At 67.1% G+C, this 22,443-nt stretch carries 18 protein-coding genes; 7 read left to right on the plus strand and 11 right to left on the minus strand.

Going from position 1 to position 22,443, the window contains the following annotated elements; all coding sequences use genetic code 11:
• Positions 1-174: 174 nt before the first annotated feature.
• Both ssb and AC6CR5_RS19610 read right to left on the minus strand, forming a co-directional pair.
• On the minus strand, positions 175-696 hold the full coding sequence (gene ssb / locus AC6CR5_RS19605) for a single-stranded DNA-binding protein (RefSeq protein WP_026382027.1): 522 nt from the start codon (positions 694-696) through the stop codon (positions 175-177).
• A 282-nt stretch (positions 697-978) separates the two neighbouring features.
• Positions 979-2,163 carry an MFS transporter gene (locus AC6CR5_RS19610; RefSeq protein ID WP_020925837.1) on the minus strand — a complete coding sequence of 395 codons (1,185 nt, stop codon included), beginning with the start codon at positions 2,161-2,163 and terminating at the stop codon, positions 979-981.
• A 134-nt stretch (positions 2,164-2,297) separates the two neighbouring features.
• On the opposite strand from AC6CR5_RS19610, the gene uvrA reads away from it, so the two are divergent.
• Together uvrA and AC6CR5_RS19620 are read left to right on the plus strand one after the other, a co-directional pair.
• Complete coding sequence (uvrA, locus tag AC6CR5_RS19615; RefSeq protein WP_498084853.1) at positions 2,298-5,153, plus strand: excinuclease ABC subunit UvrA; 2,856 nt, start codon at positions 2,298-2,300, stop codon at positions 5,151-5,153.
• Positions 5,154-5,182: 29 nt separating this feature from the next.
• Entirely contained in the window at positions 5,183-5,845 is a 663-nt protein-coding gene (locus AC6CR5_RS19620; protein ID WP_498084854.1) for a glutathione S-transferase family protein, read from the plus strand.
• Positions 5,846-5,931: 86 nt separating this feature from the next.
• Here AC6CR5_RS19620 and AC6CR5_RS19625 read toward each other — a convergent pair whose 3' ends face one another.
• The 3 genes from AC6CR5_RS19625 to AC6CR5_RS19635 are packed head-to-tail and all read right to left on the minus strand — an operon-like array spanning position 5,932 to position 8,800.
• Complete coding sequence (locus AC6CR5_RS19625; RefSeq protein WP_269876672.1) at positions 5,932-7,059, minus strand: deoxyguanosinetriphosphate triphosphohydrolase; 1,128 nt, start codon at positions 7,057-7,059, stop codon at positions 5,932-5,934.
• A gap of 26 nt (positions 7,060-7,085) precedes the next feature.
• Complete coding sequence (gene aroB / locus AC6CR5_RS19630) at positions 7,086-8,162, minus strand: 3-dehydroquinate synthase (protein WP_024070770.1); 1,077 nt, start codon at positions 8,160-8,162, stop codon at positions 7,086-7,088.
• On the minus strand, positions 8,159-8,800 hold the full coding sequence (locus AC6CR5_RS19635) for a shikimate kinase (RefSeq protein WP_006389658.1): 642 nt from the start codon (positions 8,798-8,800) through the stop codon (positions 8,159-8,161). Before AC6CR5_RS19635 ends, aroB begins: the two co-directional genes overlap by 4 nt.
• A gap of 115 nt (positions 8,801-8,915) precedes the next feature.
• Between AC6CR5_RS19635 and AC6CR5_RS19640 the strand changes: the two genes are divergently transcribed.
• The gene (locus AC6CR5_RS19640) at positions 8,916-11,363 is read left to right on the plus strand and encodes a penicillin-binding protein 1A (RefSeq protein ID WP_054440649.1); all 2,448 of its coding nucleotides are present in this window, start codon (positions 8,916-8,918) and stop codon (positions 11,361-11,363) included.
• Positions 11,364-11,408: 45 nt separating this feature from the next.
• Here AC6CR5_RS19640 and cyaY read toward each other — a convergent pair whose 3' ends face one another.
• On the minus strand, positions 11,409-11,738 hold the full coding sequence (gene cyaY, locus AC6CR5_RS19645) for an iron donor protein CyaY (RefSeq protein WP_006389656.1): 330 nt from the start codon (positions 11,736-11,738) through the stop codon (positions 11,409-11,411).
• A gap of 55 nt (positions 11,739-11,793) precedes the next feature.
• On the opposite strand from cyaY, the gene lptM reads away from it, so the two are divergent.
• Both lptM and lysA read left to right on the plus strand, forming a co-directional pair.
• Positions 11,794-11,961, plus strand: coding sequence for an LPS translocon maturation chaperone LptM (gene lptM / locus AC6CR5_RS19650; protein ID WP_076408786.1), 168 nt, complete (start codon positions 11,794-11,796; stop codon positions 11,959-11,961).
• Positions 11,958-13,250: a diaminopimelate decarboxylase gene (gene lysA / locus AC6CR5_RS19655; protein WP_006389654.1), complete on the plus strand. Its 1,293-nt coding sequence runs from the start codon at positions 11,958-11,960 to the stop codon at positions 13,248-13,250. Before lptM ends, lysA begins: the two co-directional genes overlap by 4 nt.
• 60 nt (positions 13,251-13,310) lie before the next feature.
• Here the strand turns inward: lysA and ccsB are convergent, their stop codons facing one another.
• From ccsB to AC6CR5_RS19670, 3 genes are all read right to left on the minus strand, one after another.
• Positions 13,311-14,657 carry a c-type cytochrome biogenesis protein CcsB gene (ccsB, locus tag AC6CR5_RS19660; RefSeq protein WP_006389653.1) on the minus strand — a complete coding sequence of 449 codons (1,347 nt, stop codon included), beginning with the start codon at positions 14,655-14,657 and terminating at the stop codon, positions 13,311-13,313.
• Between the two features lie 8 nt (positions 14,658-14,665).
• Complete coding sequence (locus AC6CR5_RS19665) at positions 14,666-16,744, minus strand: cytochrome c biogenesis protein ResB (protein WP_272558785.1); 2,079 nt, start codon at positions 16,742-16,744, stop codon at positions 14,666-14,668.
• 120 nt (positions 16,745-16,864) lie between these two features.
• Positions 16,865-17,566, minus strand: coding sequence for a c-type cytochrome (locus tag AC6CR5_RS19670; protein ID WP_026382019.1), 702 nt, complete (start codon positions 17,564-17,566; stop codon positions 16,865-16,867).
• 255 nt (positions 17,567-17,821) lie between these two features.
• On the opposite strand from AC6CR5_RS19670, the gene yihA reads away from it, so the two are divergent.
• Both yihA and hemB read left to right on the plus strand, forming a co-directional pair.
• Positions 17,822-18,445: a ribosome biogenesis GTP-binding protein YihA/YsxC gene (yihA, locus tag AC6CR5_RS19675; RefSeq protein ID WP_006389648.1), complete on the plus strand. Its 624-nt coding sequence runs from the start codon at positions 17,822-17,824 to the stop codon at positions 18,443-18,445.
• Complete coding sequence (hemB, locus tag AC6CR5_RS19680) at positions 18,442-19,458, plus strand: porphobilinogen synthase (protein WP_026382018.1); 1,017 nt, start codon at positions 18,442-18,444, stop codon at positions 19,456-19,458. The genes yihA and hemB overlap by 4 nt, the downstream gene beginning before the upstream one ends.
• Positions 19,459-19,586: 128 nt before the next feature.
• Here hemB and AC6CR5_RS19685 read toward each other — a convergent pair whose 3' ends face one another.
• Together AC6CR5_RS19685 and dsbD are read right to left on the minus strand one after the other, a co-directional pair.
• On the minus strand, positions 19,587-20,450 hold the full coding sequence (locus AC6CR5_RS19685; RefSeq protein WP_045952927.1) for a DMT family transporter: 864 nt from the start codon (positions 20,448-20,450) through the stop codon (positions 19,587-19,589).
• Positions 20,451-20,581: 131 nt separating this feature from the next.
• Entirely contained in the window at positions 20,582-22,423 is a 1,842-nt protein-coding gene (gene dsbD / locus AC6CR5_RS19690; RefSeq protein WP_498085752.1) for a protein-disulfide reductase DsbD, read from the minus strand.
• Between the last annotated feature and the right edge of the window lie 20 nt (positions 22,424-22,443).

A 22,443-nucleotide genomic window follows, 5' to 3' on the forward strand; every position in this document is an offset into this window, starting at 1 on the left:
AAGGCCCGAATATCGGTGGGCAAGCTGTTGACATGCTGTGCACAGCCTGTGGGCAGCCTCGGCGATTCCCCAGGGAAACCGGGCTGGATCGAGCCAAGACAGGGCCCAGACGGCACAAAGCCCGGCAAGCGCAAGGCTTGCCGGGCTTTGTTGTTGACTGCCGCGAACGCGCGATCAGAACGGAATGTCGTCGTCCATGTCGGCCAGGTTGGCGCCGCCACCGGCGGGCGCGGCCTGCGGTGCCGGACGCTGCTGCGGCGCCGGGCGCTGGGCCGGGGCGCGTTGCTGCGGCTGGCGTGCCGGCGCGTCGTCGTAACCGCCGCCACCGCCGTAGCTGCCGCCACCGCCGCCGCCATCTTCGCGGCCGCCCAGCATCTGCATCTGGTCGGCTACGATTTCGGTGCTGTAGCGGTCAGCGCCGGTGTCCTTGTCCTGCCACTTGCGGGTCTTCAGGCGGCCTTCGATATAGACCGAGCGGCCCTTCTTCAGGTATTCGCCGGCGATCTCGGCCAGGCGGTTGTACATGACCACGCGGTGCCATTCGGTTTCTTCGCGGCGCTCGCCCGAGGCCTTGTCCTTCCAGGTGGAGGTGGTGGCGATGGACATGTTGCAGATTGCGGCCCCGTCGGGGCTGTAGCGGACTTCCGGGTCGCGACCCAGGTTACCCACGAGAATGACTTTGTTAACCGATGCCATGCCGTTGTCCCTCTGTTGTTGACAGCCTGTGCCACGCGTTGCCGCGAGCGCGCCGGCAACAACATAAATAGCGATGTTGAAGACCGGCTTCATGAAACTCGCCGGTCACCGCCATGATGACCGGCGACGCCGGTGAAGCCCTAGTTTGCCTTCTATTATCGACGAAAAGCGCTTGCCACGCCAAACAGGAATGGTGACAAAGCCGTCCACCCAGGGAAACGATTTCATCGCTGTTGGACACCGTTGGCGACGCGATCCGCGACTTTCGCCGATGGCGCCAGATCAGGCCAGCGGCTTGAGGGCCCAGGTCACGGCCAGCCACACGGCGGCCAGCACGGCGGCGCCGATGAACACCGCGCCAGCGCCGGAATGCGACGCCACCCAGCCGCCCAGCGCGCCGCCCGTGAACAGGCCCGCGGCCTGGGCAGTGTTATAGAACCCCAGCGCCAGCCCCTTGTAGGCCTGCGGCGCCACGCGCGACACCAGCGAAGGCTGCAATGCCTCGAGCACGTTGAAGGCCACGAAGAAGCCGGTCAGGGCCGCCGCCAGCGTGTAGAAACCGTGGCTGGCCACCGGCAACAACGCGCACACCAGCACCAGCCCGGCCACGGCGGCGCGCAGGGCGCCCCGATGGGCGCGGCGCTTTTCGGCGACGAACACCACCGGCACCATCAGCACGAACGACACCAGGATCACCGGCAGGTAGACCTTCCACAACTCGCGCGCATCCAGGCCGCCGACCTTGGCCAGCAGCGCCGGCACCACCACGAACAGCGACACCTGGATCATGTGCAGAACGAACACGCCGAAATTCAGTCGCAGCAGGTCGGTGTGGGTCAGCACCTGGCGCGGACTGGCGGCCTGCATGCTGCGGGCCTGCGTGCGCGGCACCACCGGCACCACCCAGCGCGCCACCGCCAGGCAGACCACGCCCAGGCAGGCGATGGTCCAGAACAGGCCCGACAGCCCCCACCAGCCCACCAGCACCGGCGACAACACCAGCGAAGCGGCAAACGACAGGCCGATCGACCCGCCCACCATGGCCATGGCGCGGGTGCGCACTTCGTCCCGCGTGGCATCGGCCAGCCAGGCGGTCACGGCGGCCGAAATGGCCCCGGCGCCCTGGATGGCCCGGCCGATGGTGATCCAGAACACGTCGTCGGCCTGCGCACAGACCACGCTGCCCGCCACGAACAGCAGCAGGCCGAACAACACCACGGGCCGGCGCCCCCAACGGTCCGACGCCAGCCCGAAAGGAATCTGCATGAACGCCTGGGTCAAACCGTACATGCCCAGCGCCAGCCCGACCCGGGCGGGGTCGTCGCCCCCGGGCAGGCCACGGGCGGCCACGGCAAACACCGGCAGCAACAGGAACAACCCCAGCATCCGGGCGGCGAACAAACCGGCCAGCGCCACGCTGGCGCGGCGCTCGGAGGGGGTCAATTTCAGTTTCGTGTCTGCCGGCATGCGGAATGTTCAACGATGACGTGGGCCGTCCGCGCGTGATTGTCATGCGCTTACGGTCTGATCTATGGCCTGAGGACTCGGCGCGCTATAGTACCAAGTTGGCCTTTGCAACCGCTTAAAAGAGCCCGATAGACGTGACCATACGCATTCGGGGTGCCCGCACCCACAATCTCAAGAACGTCTCGCTGGACCTGCCGCGCCACAAGCTGGTGGTGGTCACGGGCCTGTCCGGCTCGGGCAAGTCGTCGCTGGCGTTCGATACGCTCTATGCGGAAGGGCAGCGGCGCTACGTCGAAAGCCTGTCCGCGTATGCCCGCCAGTTCCTGCAACTGATGGACAAGCCCGACGTCGACCTGATCGAGGGCCTGTCGCCGGCCATCTCGATCGAGCAGAAGGCGGCGGGCCACAACCCCCGCTCCACCGTCGGCACCATCACCGAAATCCACGATTACCTGCGCCTTTTGTATGCGCGGGTCGGCACGCCCTATTGTCCGGACCATGGCCTGCCGCTGCAGGCGCAGAGCGTCAGCCAGATGGTGGACGCGGTGCTGTCCTGGCCGGCCGAAACACGGCTGGCGGTGCTGGCCCCCATCGCCCGCGGCAAGAAGGGCAGCTTCGAGGACGAATGCGCCAGCCTGCAGGCACAGGGCTATGTGCGCCTGCGCGTGGACGGCCAGATGGTCGAAATCGACGGCATGGCGCCGCTGAAGAAAACCGAGAAGCACGACATCGACGTGGTCATCGACCGCCTGCGCATCAAGCCCGAAAGCAAGCAGCGCCTGGCCGAGAGCTTCGAGACGGCGTTGCAGCTGGCCGATGGCCGCGCCCTGGCGCTGGACATGGACGGCGGCCGCGAACAGGTGTTCTCCAGCCGCTACGCCTGCCCGGTCTGCAGCCACAGCCTGCCGGAACTGGAGCCACGCCTGTTCAGCTTCAACAATCCGATGGGCGCCTGCCCCAGTTGCGACGGCATCGGCCAGGTGGGGTTTTTCGACCCCAAGCGCGTGGTCGCCTTTCCCGAACTGAGCCTGGCGGCCGGCGCCATCCGCGGCTGGGACCGCCGCAACGCCTTCACCCATTCGCTGCTGACCAGCCTGGCGGCGCACTACGAATTCGACATCGAGGCGCCCTTCGAGGACCTGCCAGAGGCGCTGCGCGACAAGGTGCTGTACGGCTCGGGCGACGAGGAGATCTCGTTCCTCTACCTGAACGAAAAAGGCCGCAGCACCGTCAAGCGCCACACCTTCGAAGGCGTGATCCCGAACCTGGAGCGCCGCTGGCGCGAAACCGACTCGGCCACCGTGCGCGAGGAACTGGGCAAGTACCGCAACATCAAGACCTGCCCCGACTGCGGCGGCTCGCGCCTGCGGCCGGAAGCGCGCAACGTGCTGATCGGCCAGGATCCGCGTGGCGGCGAACGCCATGGCCAGGCCATCTATGAAGTCGAGGCGATGCCGCTGTCGACCTGCCTGGCGTGGTTCCGCGACCTGACGCTGGCCGGCGCCAAGCAGGAGATCGCGCAGCGCATCGTGCGCGAGATCGAGGCGCGCCTGAGCTTCCTGAACAACGTCGGCCTGAACTACCTGTCGCTGGACCGCAGCGCCGACACCATCTCCGGCGGCGAGGCCCAGCGCATCCGCCTGGCCAGCCAGATCGGCTCCGGCCTGACGGGCGTGATGTACGTGCTGGACGAACCCTCCATCGGCCTGCACCAACGCGACAACGATCGCCTCATCGGCACGCTGCAGCACCTGCGCGACCTGGGCAACAGCGTCATCGTGGTCGAGCACGACGAAGACATGATCCGCATGGCCGACTGGGTCGTGGACATGGGACCGGGCGCGGGCGAGCATGGCGGCGAAGTGGTGGCCCAGGGCGATCCCGAGACCGTGCAGCGCGACCCCAACTCGCTCACCGGCCAGTACCTGAGCGGCCAGCGCGCCATCGCCATCCCCAAGCGCCGCCCGGTCACCGACGACCTGCCCTGGCTGACGCTCACGGGCGCCAGCGGCAACAACCTCAAGAACGTCGACCTGCGCCTGCCCGCCGGCCGGCTGATCTGCGTGACCGGCGTGTCCGGCTCGGGCAAGTCGACCCTGGTCAACGACACCCTGGCGGTGGCGGTGTCGCGCCAGCTGCATCATGCGCAGAGCGAGCCGGCGCCCTACGTTGCGATGCAGGGCCTGGAGAACTTCGACAAGATCATCAGCGTCGACCAGAGCCCGATCGGTCGCACCCCGCGCAGCAATCCGGCCACCTACACCGGCCTGTTCACGCCGATCCGCGAGCTGTTCGCGGGCGTGCCCGAGGCCCGCACCCGCGGCTACGACCCCGGCCGCTTCAGCTTCAACGTCAAGGGCGGGCGCTGCGAGGCCTGCCAGGGCGACGGCGTGGTCAAGGTCGAGATGCACTTCCTGCCCGACATGTACGTGCCCTGCGACGTGTGCCACGGCAAGCGCTACAACCGCGAAACGCTCGAGATCCGCTATCGCGGCCGCAACATCAGCGAAGTGCTGGACCTGACGGTCGAGCAGGCGCTGGAGTATTTCGAATCGGTGCCGGCGATCGCGCGCAAACTGCACACGCTGATCGACGTCGGCCTGTCGTACATCCGGCTGGGCCAGAGCGCCACCACCCTGTCGGGCGGCGAAGCGCAACGCGTGAAGCTGTCGCAGGAACTGTCGCGGCGCAGCACCGGGCGCACCCTGTACATCCTGGACGAACCCACCACCGGCCTGCATTTCCGCGACATCGAGCTGCTGCTGCAAGTGCTCAACCAGTTGGTCGACAGCGGCAACACCGTGCTCATCATCGAACACAACCTGGACGTCATCAAGACCGCGGACTGGCTCGTCGACATGGGTCCGGAAGGCGGTGACGGCGGCGGGCGCGTGGTGGCGCAAGGCACGCCGGAAGGCGTGGCGGCCGCGCCGGAAAGCCATACCGGACACTATCTCGGCAAACTGCTGCGCCGCACGCCAGGCGGATAGGCGGCGCGGCATCACTTTAGGGGATCGGCATGTACACCTTGATCATCGGCAACAAGAATTACTCCTCCTGGTCGCTGCGTCCCTGGCTCGCGCTGCGCGCCACCGGCGTCGCCTTTACCGAACAGAAGCTCGGCCTGTTCACCGAGGCCTTCGCCCGCCACCTGGAGACGATCACGCCCGCCGGCCTGGTGCCGGTGCTGCTGGACGGCGACTTGGCGGTCTGGGATTCGCTGGCGATCTGCGAATACGTGGCCGAGCAGCGTCCCGAAGCCGGCCTGTGGCCGCAGGATGCGCGCGCCCGTGCCCGCGCCCGCTCGCTGGCCGCGCAGATGCACAGCGGTTTCGGCGCATTGCGCCAGGCGTTGCCGATGAACATCGAGGCGCACCTGCCCGGCCTCGACATCCCCGAGGCCGCGCGCCAGGACATTTCCCGCATGCATGCCATCTGGCAGGACACGCGCGCCGAGTTCGGCAAGGGCGGCCCGTTCCTGTTCGGCGCCTTCTCGATCGCCGATGCGTTCTTCGCGCCGGTGGTGTCGCGCTTCGTCACCTACGGCATTGCCGCGGCCGGCCCGGTGCGCGACTACATGGACGCGGTCCTGGCCTTGCCGGCGATGCAGGAATGGATGCGCGAGGCGCGCGCCGAAGCCACCTTCGTCGAGGCCGACGAGCCTTACCGCAAGCACCGCTAACGCCGATGTCATCGCGTGGGACCGTCAGCGGCCGGCCGGCTCGCGGGCCGGGGCCTGTGCGCGGCTCCTTTTAACGTCAACAGGCCCTAGACCATGTCGAACAAGCGTTTGTGTTCGCGGATGGCATAGCGGTCGGTCATGCCGGCGATGTAGTCGGCGATGGCACGCGCCTGGTCATTGAATGTCGCGCGGCGATAGTCGGGCGGCAGCAGGCGCGGATCGTCCAGGAACGCGGCGAACAGCTCGCGCACGATACGGCGCGCCTTGGTGGTCATGCGCAGCACGCGGTAATGCCGATAAAGATTGTCGAACAGGAATTTCTTCAGTTCATCGGCCTCGCGCCGTATGCCGTCCGAAAACCCGGCCAGCGGCGGCGCGCGGCGCACGTCGTCGGCGCTGGCAGGCGCCGCGTCGCGAATACGCGCCAGCGACGTCCGCGTCAGGTCGCCGATCAGGGTGTTGATCATGCGACGGATGGTCTCGGCCACCGCGCGGCGCGAAGTCAGATCGGGATAACGCGCCAGCACCTCGGCGTAATGGCGCTGGAAGATGGACACGCCCTGCAGCTGCTCCAGCGTGATCAACCCGGAGCGCAGCCCATCGTCGATATCGTGATTGTTGTAGGCCACTTCGTCCGCCAGGTTGGCGATCTGCGCCTCCAACGAAGGCTGGGTGCGCGCCAGGAAGCGCTCGCCCACCGCGCCCAGCTGCCGCGCATGGGCTGCCGAGCAGTGCTTGAGGATGCCCTCGCGGGTCTCGAAGCACAGGTTCAGTCCGTTGAAGTCGGCATAGCGTTCTTCAAGCTCGTCGACCACCCGCAGGCTCTGCAGGTTGTGCTCAAAGCCGCCAGCCTCGGGCGCCAGCTCGCGCATGCAGGCGTTGAGCTCGTCCTGGCCGGCATGGCCGAACGGCGTATGGCCCAGGTCGTGCGCCAGCGAAATGGCTTCGGTCAGGTCTTCGGACAGCCCCAGGCTGCGCGCCAGGGTGCGCGCGATCTGCGCCACTTCCAGGCTGTGTGTCAGCCGGGTGCGGAACAGATCCCCTTCGTGGTTCACGAAGACCTGGGTCTTGTACTCCAATCGCCGGAATGCGCTCGAGTGGACGATACGGTCGCGGTCGCGCTGGAATTCGCTGCGGTTCTCCGGCGCGGGTTCAGCATAGGTCCGGCCGCGCGATCGGGACGGGTCGGATGCATAGGAAGCCAGTTCTTTCATCTGCGACACCGTCTCTCCTGCGGTATTTACTGCGTGGTTCGGGCCAATACGGCGCGCACGGCATCGGCCGGCGCCGCCCGCATCATCGCTGCCCCGATGCGGTTCATGAGCACGTAGCGAATCTCGCCACCCTCGGTCTTCTTGTCGACCTGCATCAGGTCCAGCCAGCGGTCGGCCCCCAGGTCGGGCGCGACAACGGGGCAGCCGATGGCCTCGACCAGGCCGCGTACACGGGCCACGTCGGCGCGTGGAAAGTCCGCCACATCCGCCGACAATTCCGCAGCCTGCACCATGCCACAGCCCACCGCCTCGCCATGCAGCCAGGCGCCATAGCCCAGGCCGGCCTCGATGGCGTGGCCGAAGGTATGGCCCAGATTGAGGATGGCGCGCAGGCCGGATTCGCGTTCGTCCTTGCCCACCACCTGCGCCTTCAGCTCGCAGGAGCGGCGGATGGCGTAGGCAACGGCCTGCGGATCCAGGCTGCGCAATTTCTGCGCATTCTGTTCGCACCACTCCCAGAACACCGGGTCCAGGATCAGGCCGTACTTGATGACCTCGGCCAGGCCCGCGGATACCTCGCGCGCCGGCAGCGTGGCCAGCACGGCGGTGTCGATCTCGACCGCCAGCGGCTGGTAGAACGCGCCGATCATGTTCTTGCCCAGCGGATGGTTGACGGCGGTCTTGCCGCCTACCGACGAGTCGACCTGGGCCAGCAGGGTGGTCGGCACCTGCACGAAACGCACGCCGCGCATGTACACCGCGGCGGCAAAGCCGGTCATGTCGCCGATCACGCCGCCGCCCAGCGCCACCAGCACGCAGCGGCGGTCCAGGCGATTGCCCAGCAGCGCGTCGAAGATCAGGTTGAGGGACTGCCAATCCTTGTACGACTCGCCGTCGGGCAGTTCGATGCGCAGCACCCGCTTGCCGGTGCGCGCCAGCGCGGCTTCGGCGCGTTCGCCGTACAGCGCCGCCACGGTCGGATTGGTCACCACCGCGATGGCGGTGGCGTCGGCGGGAATGCTCTCGTCCAGGGCATCCAGGCGCCCCGGCGCGATGCGGATGGGGTACTGTCCGCCCGGGGTGTCGACCTCAACAACGTTCATATCTGCTTCTCGAAGGCTTGTAATTGCGGCAACAGCGCCTTGACCAGGGTGTGGATGGGCATGGAGCCGGTTTCCACCACCAGATCGGCGACTTCCTTGTAGAGCGGTTCGCGCAGGGTCATCAGGTCCCGCAGCGTGCCGCGCGGATCGGCGGTGGCCAGCAGGGGCCGGTTGCGATCGCGGCAGGTGCGGCGGAACAATTCGTCCACGCTGGCCCGCAAATAGACCACGATGCCACGCTCGCGCAGGCGCGCCCGGTTCTCGGCCGCCAGGATGGCGCCGCCACCGGTGGCGAGAATTATGTTGCGCCGTTGGGTACACTCTTCCAGGGCCGCGGATTCCCGGCGACGGAAACCGGTCTCGCCCTCGATTTCGAAGATTACCGGCACCCGCACGCCACAACGCGCCTCGAGCTCATGGTCCAGATCGATAAAATCGCGCCCCAGGGCACGCGCCAGGCCACGGCCGATCGTGGTCTTGCCCGCCCCCATCATGCCCACCAGGAAAATGGGCAGGTCGTGCGGCAACGACACGGCCCTGCCTGCGCACTCCGAAGCGCAGGGCGGGTTTTCGGGCGCCTCGCCAGTGGGCGCCAGGTCCGGATCGGCCTCCGGACATGAGTGAGCGGAAAAGTTCATGACGGCATTATCACATCTGCCGCCAAGTTGCCCGCGCGCCACACTGAACTATCTTGTTACAGAAACCGATCCGCCACGCTGAGGCGGGGCCGGAGATACCCGTAAAATCGCCGCGATGAGCAAGCCGCAGAATTCCTCCAAAAAAGACAAGTCCGCCAATAACGGTTCCCCGATATTGCGTTTTTTCGTCAAGACCGGCATTTTCTTTGCCGGCCTGTTCCTGTGCGGCGTGCTGCTGGCGGGCATGGCGCTGGCCCTGGCCTGGCCCAACCTGCCCGACCTGCACGCCATGACGGACTACCGCCCCAGAGTGCCGCTGCGCGTCTATACGGCGGACAAGGTGCTGATCGGCGAGTTCGGCGAAGAGCGCCGCAATGTGCTGCGTTTCAATGAAATCCCGGACGTGATGAAGTCCGCGGTGCTGGCGGCCGAAGACGACCGCTTCTACCAGCACGGCGGGATCGACTGGACCGGCGTGGTGCGCGCCGGCCTGACCAACCTGATCAACATGTCCAAGACGCAGGGCGCGAGCACGATCACCATGCAGGTGGCGCGCAATTTCTACCTGTCGTCCGAAAAGACCTATTCGCGCAAGTTCTACGAACTGCTGCTGACGTTCAAGATCGAATCGGAGCTCACCAAGGACCAGATCCTCGAGCTCTACATGAACCAGATCTACCTGGGCCACCGCGCCTACGGCTTCGCCGCCGCCTCGCGCACCTACTTCGGCAAGCCGCTGTCGGAAGTGACGCCAGCCGAGGCCGCGATGCTGGCCGGCATCCCCAAGGCGCCTTCGCGTTTCAACCCGATCTCCAACCGCCCCCGCGCCGAGCTGCGCCAGCGCTACGTGCTGGGCCGCATGCTGTCGCTGGGCTACCTGACCGAGCCCGAGTACAAGACGGCGATGGCGCAGCAGATCGTCATGAAGTCCGCCGAAGGCACGCCCGCCGGCGGCTACAGCATCCACGGCGAGTACGTGGCCGAACTGGCGCGCCAGCTGCTGTTCAACGTGTACCAGGACAACGTCTATTCGCGCGGCATCAACATCTACACCACGGTCCAGTCCAAGGACCAGGAAGCGGCCTACCGCGCCGTGCGCGAAGGCGTGCTCGAATACACCCGCCGCGCGCCCTACCCCGGCCCCGAAGAACAGCTCGACCTGCCCGCGGGCACCGAGAACAACCCCCAGGCCCTGGACGAATTCCTGGATGGCGTGTTCGACAAGTTCAGCGACAGCGGCGACCTGCTGACCGCGGTGGTGTTGTCGGCCAGCCCCACCGAAGTGAAACTGGCGCGCAGCTCGCGCGAGATCATCACCGTCACCGACAAGAAGGTGCTGGGCGTGGTGGCGCGCGCGCTCAACGACAAGGCCAAGCCCGAGCAGCGCATCAAGCGCGGCTCCGTGGTCTATATCCGCAAGCTGGGCGACAACTGGGAAATCATCAACCTGCCGTCGGTGCAGGCGGCCTTCGTCGCGCTGTCGCCGCAGGACGGCGCGATCCGCGCCATGGTCGGCGGCTTCGACTTCTATCGCGGCAACTTCAACCGCGTGACGCAGGCCTGGCGCCAGCCGGGCTCGAACATCAAGCCGTTCATCTACGCCGCGTCGCTCGAGCGCGGCCTGACGCCGGCCACGCAGATCTCCGACCAGCCGTTCGAACTGACCGCGGCGCAGACCGGCTCCAAGGCCTGGAACCCGAAGAACTACGGCAACCAGTACGAGCCCATGCTGACGCTGCGCCAGGGCCTGTACAAGTCCAAGAACATGGTCTCGATCCGCATCCTGCAGGCCATCGGCCCGCAGTACGCGCAGGACTACCTGACCCGCTTCGGCTTTGACAAGGCGCGCCAGCCCGCGGTGCTGCCGCTGGCGCTCGGCGCCGGCTCGGTGACCCCGCTGCAACTGGCCGGCGCGTTCTCGGTGTTCGCCAACGGCGGCTACCGCGTCACGCCCTACCTGATCGACCGTGTGACCGACAGCAGCGGCAAGATCGTGATGCAGGCCAAGCCCACCGTGGCCGGCGACGCCGCGGCCCGCGCCATCGACCCGCGCACCGCCTGGATCATGGACGACGTGCTGCGCGGCGTGGCCACCTACGGCACCGCCGCCCGCGCCCGCGTGCTGCTCAAGCGCAACGACATCGCCGGCAAGACCGGCACCACCAACGAATCCGTGGACGCCTGGTTCTCGGGCTACACGCCCTCGCTGGTGGCCACCGCCTGGCTCGGCTTCGACCAGCCCAAGTCGCTGGGTTCGCGCGAAACCGGCGGCGGCGTGGCCATGCCGATCTGGGTCGACTACATGCAGGACGTGCTCAAGGGCGTGCCGGAAGAAAAGCCGCGCCCCCGTCCCGACGGCATCATCGTCGAGAACGGCGAGTACTACTTCTCGGAATTCCCGCCCGGCCAGGCGGTGGCGCGGCTGGGGCTGCCGCAGGCTGACACGCTGGGTGAGTTCCTGAACGGCCTGAACAGCGACAGCGGCGAGGACAACCGCATCCGGGTCGCGCCGGGCGTGGGCACGCAGAACGCGCAGCCCTGGTCGCAGAAGATCCCGTTCTGAACGGAAAGAAAAAGGCCGGCGATTCGCCGGCCTTTTCGTTGGAGACTACAGGCGGATCGTGACGGGCACGCCCGCCGCCGCCGAACAGATCTGCGATAGCGCGTCCGGCAGATTCGGGCCGCCTCGGGTATCGTTCCAGTTCTGGCCGTCGTAGCGGTAATGGAAGCCGCCGCTGCGCGCGGCCACCCACAGTTCCTGCATGGCGGCCTGGCTGTTCACCACCACGTGGGTATTGTCCTCGAACACCATGGTCAGCACATTGCCGCTGCGGCTGGTTTCGACGTCGACGTCGAGCGAAGCCGCCCAGTCATCGGCCTGGCTTTCGATGCTGTCCAGCACCTGGTCGATCAACGCAAGAAATTCGGATTCGGTCATAATCGAGCCTGCAAGAATTACGGAGTTCCCAGTGTTCCAATTGGCATTCAGCCGCATGTCTCTTCGCATTGTAGCCACGCTCGTGGCGACCGGCATGGTTGCGGCCTGCGGCTACAAGGGTCCTTTGTACATGCCCACGCCTGATGGCAAGCCGCCCCCACCCGGGCAGCGCCAGTCCACGCCCCAGGTGCCTCAGATACCGGCCACCCCCACACTGCCATGACCGCCGCGTTCCCGGTTCCGCCCGAACTGGCCGGGCACCCCTACTTCCAGTACCGCAACAACGTGCTGTACGCCGAAGACGTGCCGCTGGACCATCTGGCCGGACAACTGGGAACGCCCCTGTACGTATACTCGCGCGCCGCGCTACGCGCCGCCTGGGACACCTATCGCAGCGCCGTTGGCCAGCGCCCCGTCCTGGTCTGCTACGGCATGAAGGCCAATTCCAACCTGGCCATCCTGAAGGAATTCGCCCGCCTGGGCGCGGGGTTCGACATTGTGTCCGGCGGCGAACTCAAGCGCGCCCTGGCCGCGGGCGCGGATCCCGCCAAAATCGTCTTTTCCGGCGTCGGCAAGCAGGTCTGGGAAATGCGCGCCGCCCTGGCTGCCGGCGTCATGTGCTTCAACGTCGAATCCGAGGCCGAACTGCAGCGGCTGTCCGACGTGGCCCAGGAAGCCGGGCAGCGTGCCCGGGTATCGCTGCGCGTCAACCCGGACGTCGATGCGCAAACCCACCCCTACATTTCCACCGGCCTGAAGGAAAACAAGTTCGGCATTCCCATCGGCGCGGCGCTGGACGCATATCGCAGCGCCCGCCTGCTGCCGGGCCTGGAAATCACCGGCCTGGATTGCCATATCGGTTCGCAGCTGACCGACATCAGTCCCTATTTCGACGCATTGGAAAAACTCCTCGATCTGGTCGCCGACCTCGAGGGCATCGGCATCCGCCTGTCGCACCTGGACCTGGGCGGCGGCCTGGGCATCCGCTACAACGATGAAATGCCGCCTTCGCCCAAGGCGCTGCTGGATCACGTGTTCCAACGCCTGCAGGCCCGCGGCCAGGATCATTTGCGGCTGGTACTGGAACCGGGCCGCTCGCTGGTCGGCAACGCCGGCGTGTTGTTGACCACGGTTCAGTACCTCAAGCACGGCGAGGCGCGCAATTTTGCCGTCGTCGACGCGGCCATGAACGACCTGCTGCGGCCGGCGCTGTATGACGCCTGGCATGGCCTGCAGCCCCTGCGCCCGCGCGCCGGCGACACGATCGACTACGACGTCGTCGGCCCGGTCTGCGAAAGCGCCGACTGGCTGGCACGCCAACGCGCGTTGGTGCTCGAACAAGATGACGTGCTGGCGCTGGAATCGGCCGGCGCCTATGGCATGACGATGGCAGGCAACTACAACACTCGCCCCCGTGCGGCCGAAGTCATGGTCGACGGCGGCCACTACCATGTGGTGCGCCAGCGCGAGACCCTCGACGACCTGCTGCGCGGCGAGTCGACGTTGCCCTGATCCCTGCCCTGCGCCATGTGAAAAGGCCCCGGATGGGGCCTTTTCACATGGATGGAACAATCAGAGCTGGCCGTACGAATGCAGCCCGGACAGGAACATGTTCACTCCCAGGAAGGCGAAGCCGGTGATCAGCAGCCCCGTCAGCGCCCAGTAGGCCGCCATCGTGCCGCGCAGACCCTTGATCAGCCGCATGTGCAGCCAGGCCGCGTAGTTCAGCCAGACGATCAGCGCCCAGGTTTCCTTGGGGTCCCACTGCCAGTATGCGCCCCAGGCGTCCGCGGCCCACAGCGCGCCCAGGATGGTCGCCACGGTGAAGAAGGCGAAGCCGATGGCGATGGCGCGGTACATGATGTCGTCCAGCACCTCCAGCGGCGGCAGCGCGGCGGCGATGCGGCGCCGGCCCAGCAGGATGGCGCCGACGATCACCGCGCCGATGCCGAAATACAGCATCCAGGTGGCCGACAGGCCGTCGGTGCGGAACACCATGGGCTCGGCGCACAGCAGCACGCCCAGCACGAACAGCGGCGCCAGCTTGAGCCACGACGAGGTCTGGCCGTGCTGCTTGATCAGGTAGGCGAAACCGACCATGGCCGCCAGCGAGAAGGTGCCGTAGCCGATGAAGTTGGCGGGCACGTGCAGCTTCATCCACCAGCTCTTGAGCGCCGGCACCAGTGGCTGGATCTGCCCGGCATCGCGCGTGAACGAATACCACAGCAGGAATACGACCGCCGACGTCACCACCAGCAGCACGAAGCCACCCAGCGCGCGCGTGGCGTACTTGCGCTCGTAGTACAGGTAGAACAACGCCGTGATCAGCGCGAACAGCACGAACACTTCGTACAGGTTGCTGACCGGAATGTGGCCCAGGTCGGGGCCCATGAGGTGGCCTTCGCGCCAGCGCACCAGCAGGCCGGTCACGCCGGCGAACACCGCGCCCCAGGTCAGGGCGGTACCCAGCCAGGCCGCGGTCGGGCTGAAGAAACCGATCCAGTAGCAGACCATGGCCAGCGCGAACAGCGCGCTCATCCACAGGATCGCCGACTGCGACGAGAACAGGTATTTCAGGAAGAACACCTGCTCGGCCCGCGCCAGGTCGTTGCCGTAAAGCATCAGCGCCAGGCCGGCCGCGATGGCACAGGCCACCATCAGGCGGCGCAACGGGCGCCAGAGCCAGCCCATCCAGGCCAGCACGGGCACCGTGCCGCACAGGATGATCTTCTCGTAATAGTCCATGGCGCCGCTGAAGCGCGTCAGCGCGAAACCGGCGCCCGCCGCCAACAGCAGGAAGAAGACGATGTCGGTCCAGTCGGGCCGACCGCGTTGCGCGCGGCCGTCGCCGGTTTCCGACAGGCTTTCCTGCCAGAGGTTTTCAGGCGTGGGGGAATGCGTAGTGGTCGTCGTGGACATAGGAAACCTTAAGACCCTTTCTGGCGCAGCAGCGCCTGCTTGAAGCGATCGAACTCCTGGTTGAAGTCGAGTGTACGCTTCTGCGACGTCATCGCCGCCAGGATGCCGCTGCCGCCTTCCTGCGGCTTGATCCAGATCCAGACGCGGCGATCCCGAATATAGAACATCGAAAACACCCCCAGGACCAGCAACAGGCTGCCCAGGTAGACCGTATTCTTGCCCGGCGTGCGGCTGACCTGGAACACGCTGGCCTGCACGTGGTTGAAATCAGCCAGAGAGAAGAACACCGGCGCCGGATAGACGGTCAGGTCGGACAGCGCCGCCACCGCCAGGCGCGACCACACTGCCGCGCGCTCGGCCTCGGGGCCCTCGGTCGGGACCGGCGGCAATCCGGCGCGCTCGCGCTCGACCGCCCGCAATTCGTTCATGCTGGCGCCGATCAGTCGGATGACCACGTCCGCGGCGCGCTCCAGGTCGGCGGCCGGCGTGTTGGCCTGCAGGAACGCGGCGACGGCCTGCAGGCCGCCGGAAGCATAGGTTTCCAGGGCGCGCTCGGCGGCCGTCTGCAAGGGCTGGCGGTCCGCGCCGCTCGGGCTGTTGCGTTCGGCGAAGCGGCGCGCCGCCTCCTGCCGCGCCGCCGGATCGGCCAGCGTGGCGCGCAAACGCATGAACTCCGCCACCGAACTGTCGTCGTCGGCCGGGATCCGCAGGTACCGGAAGGGCTCGGACGCGTTGTTGCGCACACCAGCCAGGAACACGCTGGCGCCGTCCAGCTGCACCGGCAGCATGTAATTCTGGAATTCATGCGCCTGGCCCGCGTCGTCGATCAGCTTGTATTCGACGCTGGGGCCCACGTTGCGCAGGTTTTCGTTCTTCTTGCCCGCCGCGCTGCCGGCCACCGAGGCGACGTGCTCGGCGAAGCTCTGGTTGCCCCCCTTGGGCTCGCCACCGGTCAGGTCCTCGACGTTGATCGGACGCAGGGCCGTGATTTCCACGTTCATGCTGCGCGGGCCGCGCGCAGTGTGAGCGGTTACTTCGGCGGTCTTGCCCACCGTGCCGTCGACATTGAACGTGGCGCTGTCCGCGCCCACCAGCGGGTAGCCCTTGAGCACCACCGTGCTGCCGCCGTCGTCGAAGCTGGACTGGTAGACCGTCATGCCCTTGAAGCGCAGCGGCTCATTGACTTCGATGGTCGAGTCGAACGACTTGCCGGTATCGGGATCCGTCACTTCCACTTCGCTGGCGAAGCGGCTGGGCATACCGGTCGAGTAGTAATCGACGATGAATTTCTTCAACTTCAACGTGAAGGGCATGGGCTGCACCAGGGCGCCGTCGCCCACCATCACCACCGCCGTGCTGGCCTGGCCGTTCTCCGGGACCAGCACGCTGGCGCGGAAGCTGGGATTGTTGACCGACAGGCGGCCGCTTTCCGGCACTTCCGAGATCAGCATGTTCTCGACGATCGGCTTCTTGCCGCCGAACATGACCTGCAGGCGCACCGGCAGCTCGCTGTCGAGCAGGCCGCCGACACAGATGATGACCATGGCGGCGTGGGCGAATACGTAGCCCAGCCGGTTTGCGCTGCCCTTCTTGGCCGCCAGCAGCACGCCGGTGCTGTCCTGGCGCTCGCGCACCGCATAGCCCATGCGCTTGAGCAGCGCCGTCAGGCCGGCCGCGGTCTGCGGCACGTCGCTGGGCGCCTCGGTCTCGACGCGGTGCGGGAAGGCCCGCAAGCTGCCGCCGCGCACGTGTTCGCGGAACGAACGCGCATCACGCAGCATCTTGGGCGCGTTGCGGATCAGGCAGACCGAAGTCGAGATCACCAGGAACGCCATGATCAGCAGGAACCACCAGCTGTTGTAGACGTGCCAGATCGAGAACTTGTCGAACACCTCGAACCAGAACGGACCGAACTGGTCGATGTAGTTATTGGACGACCGGTTCTGCTGCAGGACCGTCCCCACCAGGCTGGCCACGCAGATGAACATCAGCAAGCTGACGGCGAACCGCATCGAGCCCAGCAATTCGAACAGATCGCGGGGCAGGCTGCGCAGGGAGGGACGGGAGTGTGTCTGAGTCGAATTCATGAAAAAAGGGGGGCCGCGCAATCGGCTACCCCCCTCGTAGACAGCGCGTGGCGGGACCAGGTTCCGCCATGCTCAGGTTTGCGTGAACGCGGACCAGCCGCGCGCATTGCCGGCAGGTGGTTACCGCAAGCCGGCCGCGTAGTCCGCCACGGCCTTGATGTCGGCATCCGACATCCGGTCGGCCACGGCGTGCATCACGTCGTTGGCGCGATCGCCGCTGCGGAACAGCTTGAGCTGCTCTTCGATGTACATGGGAAACTGACCCGACAGCCGGGGGTACTGGCCCGGAATGCCCGCGCCATTGGCAGAATGGCATGCAGCACAAGCCGGAACATTGCGCTCGGGCAAACCACCGCGCCAGATCTTTTGACCCAGATCAACCAACTTCTCCTGGCCGGCGGTGGCCGGCTCTTTCAGCGGCTGCTGCGCCAGGTACAGCGCGATGTTCTGCATGTCGGCCGGCGTCAGGTTCTGCGCCATGGCGGTCATGGGAGTGGGATTGCCGCCGGGCCCGTTGCGCACAGGCAGCTTGGCGCCCTGCTTGACCTGGAAGTCGGTCAGCTGCTTGACCAGGTATTCGTGGGGTTGCGCGGCCAGGTTGGGATTCACCGGGATGGTGCTGTTACCCGCCGCGCCATGACAGGACGCACAGGCGATGATGCCGCGCGAGGCGTCGCCCTGGTCAAACAGCTGCCCGCCCTTGGCGGCATCTGGCTTGGCCGGACCCGCGGCGCCTTCGGCGGCGAGACTCGTAGTAGAAAAGGCGGAGGCGCCGAGCAACAGCCCGCTCGCAACCAACATCCGGGACAGCACACGCTTCATGAAGACCTCGACGATCACATCGATCAAGGCGCAAAAAGGCGCCCACGCCTGCCCGCACATCTGGAAAACCGTATCGAACCTGATTTGCCCGATTGCCTGCTCGTCAAAGGCGCAAGTACCTGGGAAACCGGATGTCCGGCTGGTACGAAATACCCTCAACGGTAAGCAAAAGAGACGGCTCCGCGCACGGGGACCACTGTTGCAAACGCCGGATTATACAATAGGGCTCGAAACCAACCGTATCCAAAGCCACCCGTGTCCCTCCTACATCGCGCCTCTTTCCTTACGTCGGCCGCTCGCCTCGACCAGTTGCCGCCTCCTGACGCGCCGGAGGTTTGCTTCGTCGGCCGCTCCAACGCCGGCAAGTCCACGGCCATCAACGTGCTGTGCAACCAGCGCCGTCTCGCCTTCTCGAGCAAGACGCCGGGCCGCACGCGGCTCATCAACATGTTCGGCCTGCCCGACCCGCTGGATCCGGAAGGCCACATCGGCTACCTCGTCGACCTGCCCGGCTACGGCTACGCGTCCGTGGCCCGCGACGAAAAGGAAAAGTGGGCCGACATCCTGGGCGGCTACCTGCGCGACCGCGAATCGCTGGCCGGCATCGTGCTGCTCATCGACATCCGCCGCGGCGTCACCGAACTGGACCGCCGCCTGGCCAATTTCATCGCCCCCACCGGACGCCCGGTGCTGGCGCTGCTCACCAAAGCCGACAAGCTGCCCTACGGCCAGCGCGTGCGCACCGTGTTCTCGGTGCGCAAAGACCTGGCGGACATCGGCGCCCTGCACACCATCCCCTTCTCGGCGCCGGAGCGCATCGGCCTGGAAGAAGCTGGCGCGCACATAGAAAACTGGATTTCTCCCAAGGTCGTACCATGAACCCGCAGATCATCACCCCCGACTTCCCGGTTTCCCGCCCCCGCCGCCTGCGCCGCGACGACTACACCCGCCGCCTGGTGCGCGAGAACGCTCTCACCGTCAACGACCTGATCTATCCGGTCTTCGTGGCCGAGGGCAATGGCCTGAAGCAGCCTGTTGCGTCGCTGCCGGGCGTGGTGCGCTATTCGCTGGACACGCTGCTGCCGGTGGCCGAGGAATGCGTGGCCCTGGGCATCCCGGTGCTGTCGCTGTTTCCCGCCATCGACCCGGCGCTCAAGACGCCCGACGGCATCGAGGCCACCAACCCCGACGGCCTGATCCCGCGCGTGGTGCGCGAACTCAAGAAGCACTTCCCCGACCTCGGCGTGCTGTGCGACGTAGCGCTGGACCCGTACACCAGCCACGGCCAGGACGGCGTCATCGATGAAAACGGCTACGTCGTCAACGAGCCGACCGTCGAGATCCTCGTCAAGCAGGCCCTGACGCAGGCCGCGGCCGGCGTCGACATGGTCGCCCCCAGCGACATGATGGACGGCCGCATCGGCGCCGTGCGCCGCGCGCTCGAGGCCAACGGCTACATCCACACCCAGATCATGGCCTACTCGGCCAAGTACGCCAGCGCCTTCTACGGCCCGTTCCGCGATGCCGTCGGTTCCGCCACCAACCTGGGCAAGTCCAACAAGATGGCCTACCAGATGGACCCGGGCAACCTGGACGAAGCGCTGCGTGAAGTGGCCGCCGACCTGCAGGAAGGCGCCGACATGGTCATGGTCAAGCCCGGCATGCCCTACCTGGACGTGCTGCGCCGCGTCAAGGACGCCTTCCGCGTGCCGACCTTCGCCTACCAGGTGAGCGGTGAATACGCGATGATCAAGGCGGCCTCGGCCAATGGCTGGCTGGATCATGACAAGGTCATGATGGAAGCGCTGCTGGCATTCAAGCGCGCCGGCGCCGACGGCATCCTGACGTACTTCGCAATCGAAGCGGCGCGGCTGCTCAAGCAGCAGCGCTGATCGCGGCCGGCAGGGCCTGCTCGGCCCTGCCCCGCTCGTCATCCGCGCGCCCCGGCATGAAACGCGCATACGAAACGCGCCCATGCAACGCGCCAACTACCGGCGGGCCCTTGCGGCCCGCCGCGGTTTCAACGCGACGCCGGCGCGCCGCGGCGCAGGCCCAGCCAGGTGCCGCTGAGAATACAGGCCAGCCCCGCCACGTGCACCAGCGTGACGTGCTCGTCCAGGAACAGCGCGGCGAACAGCAGGCCGAAGATCGGCAGCCAGTTCACGAACAGCGCGGCGCGGCTGATCCCCAGCCTGGCAATGCCCGCGTTCCACAGGATGTTGCTGACGCCCGAGGCGATCACCGCCGAGAACAGCAGCACCAGCCACGGCCACCACGTCATGCTCCAGTTGTCCGCGTCATACGACGACGGCGTCATGGCCGCATGCGCCATCAACATCAGGCCGCCGGCCAGGTACATGTACCAGAGCATCGCCAGCGGATCGAGCGTGCGCGAGATGCGCTGGATCACCAGCCCGCCGAACACGAACACCGCCACCGCCAGGAACACGATGGCGTCGCCCCAACCGGTCAGGCCGATCTGCGCGCCGCTGCCCACCACCACCATGGCCACGCCCGCCAGCCCCAGCAAGGCGCCGGCGATCCGCAGCCATGTCAGCCGCTCGCGATAGAACAGCGCCGCCAGCAGCGCCGACAGTAAGGGACTGGTGGCCATCAGCAGCGTGCCGTTGGCGGCCGACGAGAACTGCAGCCCGTACACCAGCGCGGTCTGGTGCGCATACACCACCAGGAAGCCGGCCAGCGCGACCCAGGCCAGTTCCACGCGCCCCAGCCTCGGAATGCGGCCGCGACGCGCCTTGACGATGAGGGTGACGGCAACGAACGCCACGGCGATCCGCAAGGCCGCCAGGGCGCGGATATCCATGTGCTGCGTCAGGTACTTGATGGAGACGATGTTCAGGCCCCAGGTGGCCATGACGAACATCAGTTGCAGATAGATCAGACCGGTGCGGTCCTGGCTTGCATCGACTGTCGAAGACGTCACGGGCGCCGGCCTGAGGGGTTGGAGGCGCCGCCCACGCGGCGCGAGCCCTCATGGTAGCGGCCGGCCGCCGCTCAGCGCAATAGCACGCGATCCAGCGACTCGGTGAAGCGCTTGGCGTCCTGGAAACCCACGACACGGGCGTCCGGCAGCTCCTTGCCGCCGGGCGCGAAGAACATGATCCCCGGCGGGCCGAACAGGCGGAAACGCTTGAGCAGCGCACGGTCGTCGGCGTTGTTGGCAGTGACGTCGGCCTGCACCAGCAGCATGCCAGCCATGCGCTGCGCCACGCCCGGATCGGTGAAGGTGAAGCGTTCCATCTCGCGGCACGACACGCACCAGTCGGCGTAGAAGTCCAGCATCACCGGCTGCGTGCTCGCGGCCAGCAGCGCGTCCAGCTCGGCGTTGTTGCGCACGCGCTTGAATTGCACCTCGCCGGCATGGGCAGCGGTGCCGGCTACGGCCGGGCCACCGGAAGCAAAGTGCGACAGCGGCTGCAGCACGTCGCGGCCGCCGCTGGCCGCGCCGACCAGCCACGCGGCCGCGGCCAGCGCCAGCAACAGGCCGATGCCCTTGCCGAACATGCGCGCCGAGCCGGCGCCCGCCGGCAGGGCGTCAAACGCGCGCAGCATCACCGCGCCGACGATCGCCAGGAAGGCCCAGCCCGTCATCTGCACCCAGGTCGGCACCACCGGAATCAGCATCCACCACGCGGTCGCCAGCAGCAGCATGCCGAACAGCCGCTTGACGCCATCCATCCACGGCCCGGCCTTGGGCAGCAGCGCGCCCGACGAGGCGCCGACGATCAGCAGCGGCACGCCCATGCCCCACGCCATCGCGAACAGGGCCGAGCCCCCCAGCACCACGTCGCCGGTCTGCGAGATGTACAGCAACGCGCCGGCCAGCGGCGCGGCCACGCACGGCCCGACGATCAGCGCCGACAGCGCGCCCATCAGCAACGCGCCGGTGTAACGGCCGCCGGGAATGCGCGACGAGCGCTCGGCCAGCCGCGCCTGGATGCCGGACGGCATCTGGAAGGTGAAGGCATCGAACATCGCCAGCGCCAGCACCGCCAGCAGGATCGCGAACAGCGTCAGGATCCACGGCGTCTGCAGCCATGCGGCCAGGCCCGCACCGCTCAGGCCGGCGGCCACGCCCAGCGCGGTATAGACCACCGACATGCCCAGCACGTAGGTCGCCGCCAACGCCAGGCCGCGGCCGCGCGTCGGACGTTCCTGGCTGGCGCCGCCCAGCACGATCGACGACAGGATGGGAATCATGGGCAGCACGCAGGGCGTGAACGCCAGCAGCAGGCCCAGCACCAGGAACACGCCGGCCGTCTTGATCCAGCCCAGCCCGCCCAGGGCATCGGCCAGGCCGGTATCGCCCGCGTTCACCAGCGCGCTCAGGCCGCCGCCCGATGCCGCCGGCGCGGCCGAGGCGCCACCGCCGCCCGCCAGCGCGTAGCCGCCCGCCACTGGCGTCAGCTTCACACTGCTGTCCATCGGCGGATAGCACAGGCCGGCATCGGCGCAGCCCTGCCCGGTCAGCGTCAGCGTGAACGGCTGGCCACCGGGCGTCACCGGCACCCGGATCACCACGTCCTGGTGATAGACCTCCATGTCCTTCTCGAAGGTCGGGTCGTACTTGACCTCGCCCTTGGGGTATACCGGCTCGCCCAGGGTAACCGCGCCCAGGGGGTTGATGCTGATGCCGAAGCGCTCGCGGTACATGTAATAACCCGGCGCCACCCGGAAGCGCAGCTCGACGGTATCCGGCGTGGCCATCGCCGCGTTGAAGACGAAGGCCTTTTCCGGCTCGAGGAACTCGGCCTCGGCGCGCGCCGGCGCGTTCCAGGCCAGCCACAGCAGCGCCATGGCCAGCGCCGCCAGCAACTTGGGGAAAAAGGCACGCATCGGCGCGTGGAGCCGGACCG

Source organism: Achromobacter sp. EG18, from assembly GCF_059759395.1.

Bases quoted from the DNA above. Each gene is read 5' to 3' on its own strand.
- ssb (WP_026382027.1), bottom strand. From the start codon at position 696: ATGGCATCGGTTAACAAAGTCATTCTCGTGGGTAACCTGGGTCGCGAC.
- AC6CR5_RS19610 (WP_020925837.1), bottom strand. From the start codon at position 2,163: ATGCCGGCAGACACGAAACTGAAATTGACCCCCTCCGAGCGCCGCGCC.
- AC6CR5_RS19620 (WP_498084854.1), top strand. From the start codon at position 5,183: ATGTACACCTTGATCATCGGCAACAAGAATTACTCCTCCTGGTCGCTG.
- AC6CR5_RS19625 (WP_269876672.1), bottom strand. From the start codon at position 7,059: ATGAAAGAACTGGCTTCCTATGCATCCGACCCGTCCCGATCGCGCGGC.
- aroB (WP_024070770.1), bottom strand. From the start codon at position 8,162: ATGAACGTTGTTGAGGTCGACACCCCGGGCGGACAGTACCCCATCCGC.
- AC6CR5_RS19635 (WP_006389658.1), bottom strand. From the start codon at position 8,800: ATGAACTTTTCCGCTCACTCATGTCCGGAGGCCGATCCGGACCTGGCG.
- AC6CR5_RS19640 (WP_054440649.1), top strand. From the start codon at position 8,916: ATGAGCAAGCCGCAGAATTCCTCCAAAAAAGACAAGTCCGCCAATAAC.
- cyaY (WP_006389656.1), bottom strand. From the start codon at position 11,738: ATGACCGAATCCGAATTTCTTGCGTTGATCGACCAGGTGCTGGACAGC.
- lptM (WP_076408786.1), top strand. From the start codon at position 11,794: ATGTCTCTTCGCATTGTAGCCACGCTCGTGGCGACCGGCATGGTTGCG.
- lysA (WP_006389654.1), top strand. From the start codon at position 11,958: ATGACCGCCGCGTTCCCGGTTCCGCCCGAACTGGCCGGGCACCCCTAC.
- ccsB (WP_006389653.1), bottom strand. From the start codon at position 14,657: ATGTCCACGACGACCACTACGCATTCCCCCACGCCTGAAAACCTCTGG.
- AC6CR5_RS19665 (WP_272558785.1), bottom strand. From the start codon at position 16,744: ATGAATTCGACTCAGACACACTCCCGTCCCTCCCTGCGCAGCCTGCCC.
- AC6CR5_RS19670 (WP_026382019.1), bottom strand. From the start codon at position 17,566: ATGAAGCGTGTGCTGTCCCGGATGTTGGTTGCGAGCGGGCTGTTGCTC.
- hemB (WP_026382018.1), top strand. From the start codon at position 18,442: ATGAACCCGCAGATCATCACCCCCGACTTCCCGGTTTCCCGCCCCCGC.
- AC6CR5_RS19685 (WP_045952927.1), bottom strand. From the start codon at position 20,450: ATGTTCGTCATGGCCACCTGGGGCCTGAACATCGTCTCCATCAAGTAC.
- dsbD (WP_498085752.1), bottom strand. From the start codon at position 22,423: ATGCGTGCCTTTTTCCCCAAGTTGCTGGCGGCGCTGGCCATGGCGCTG.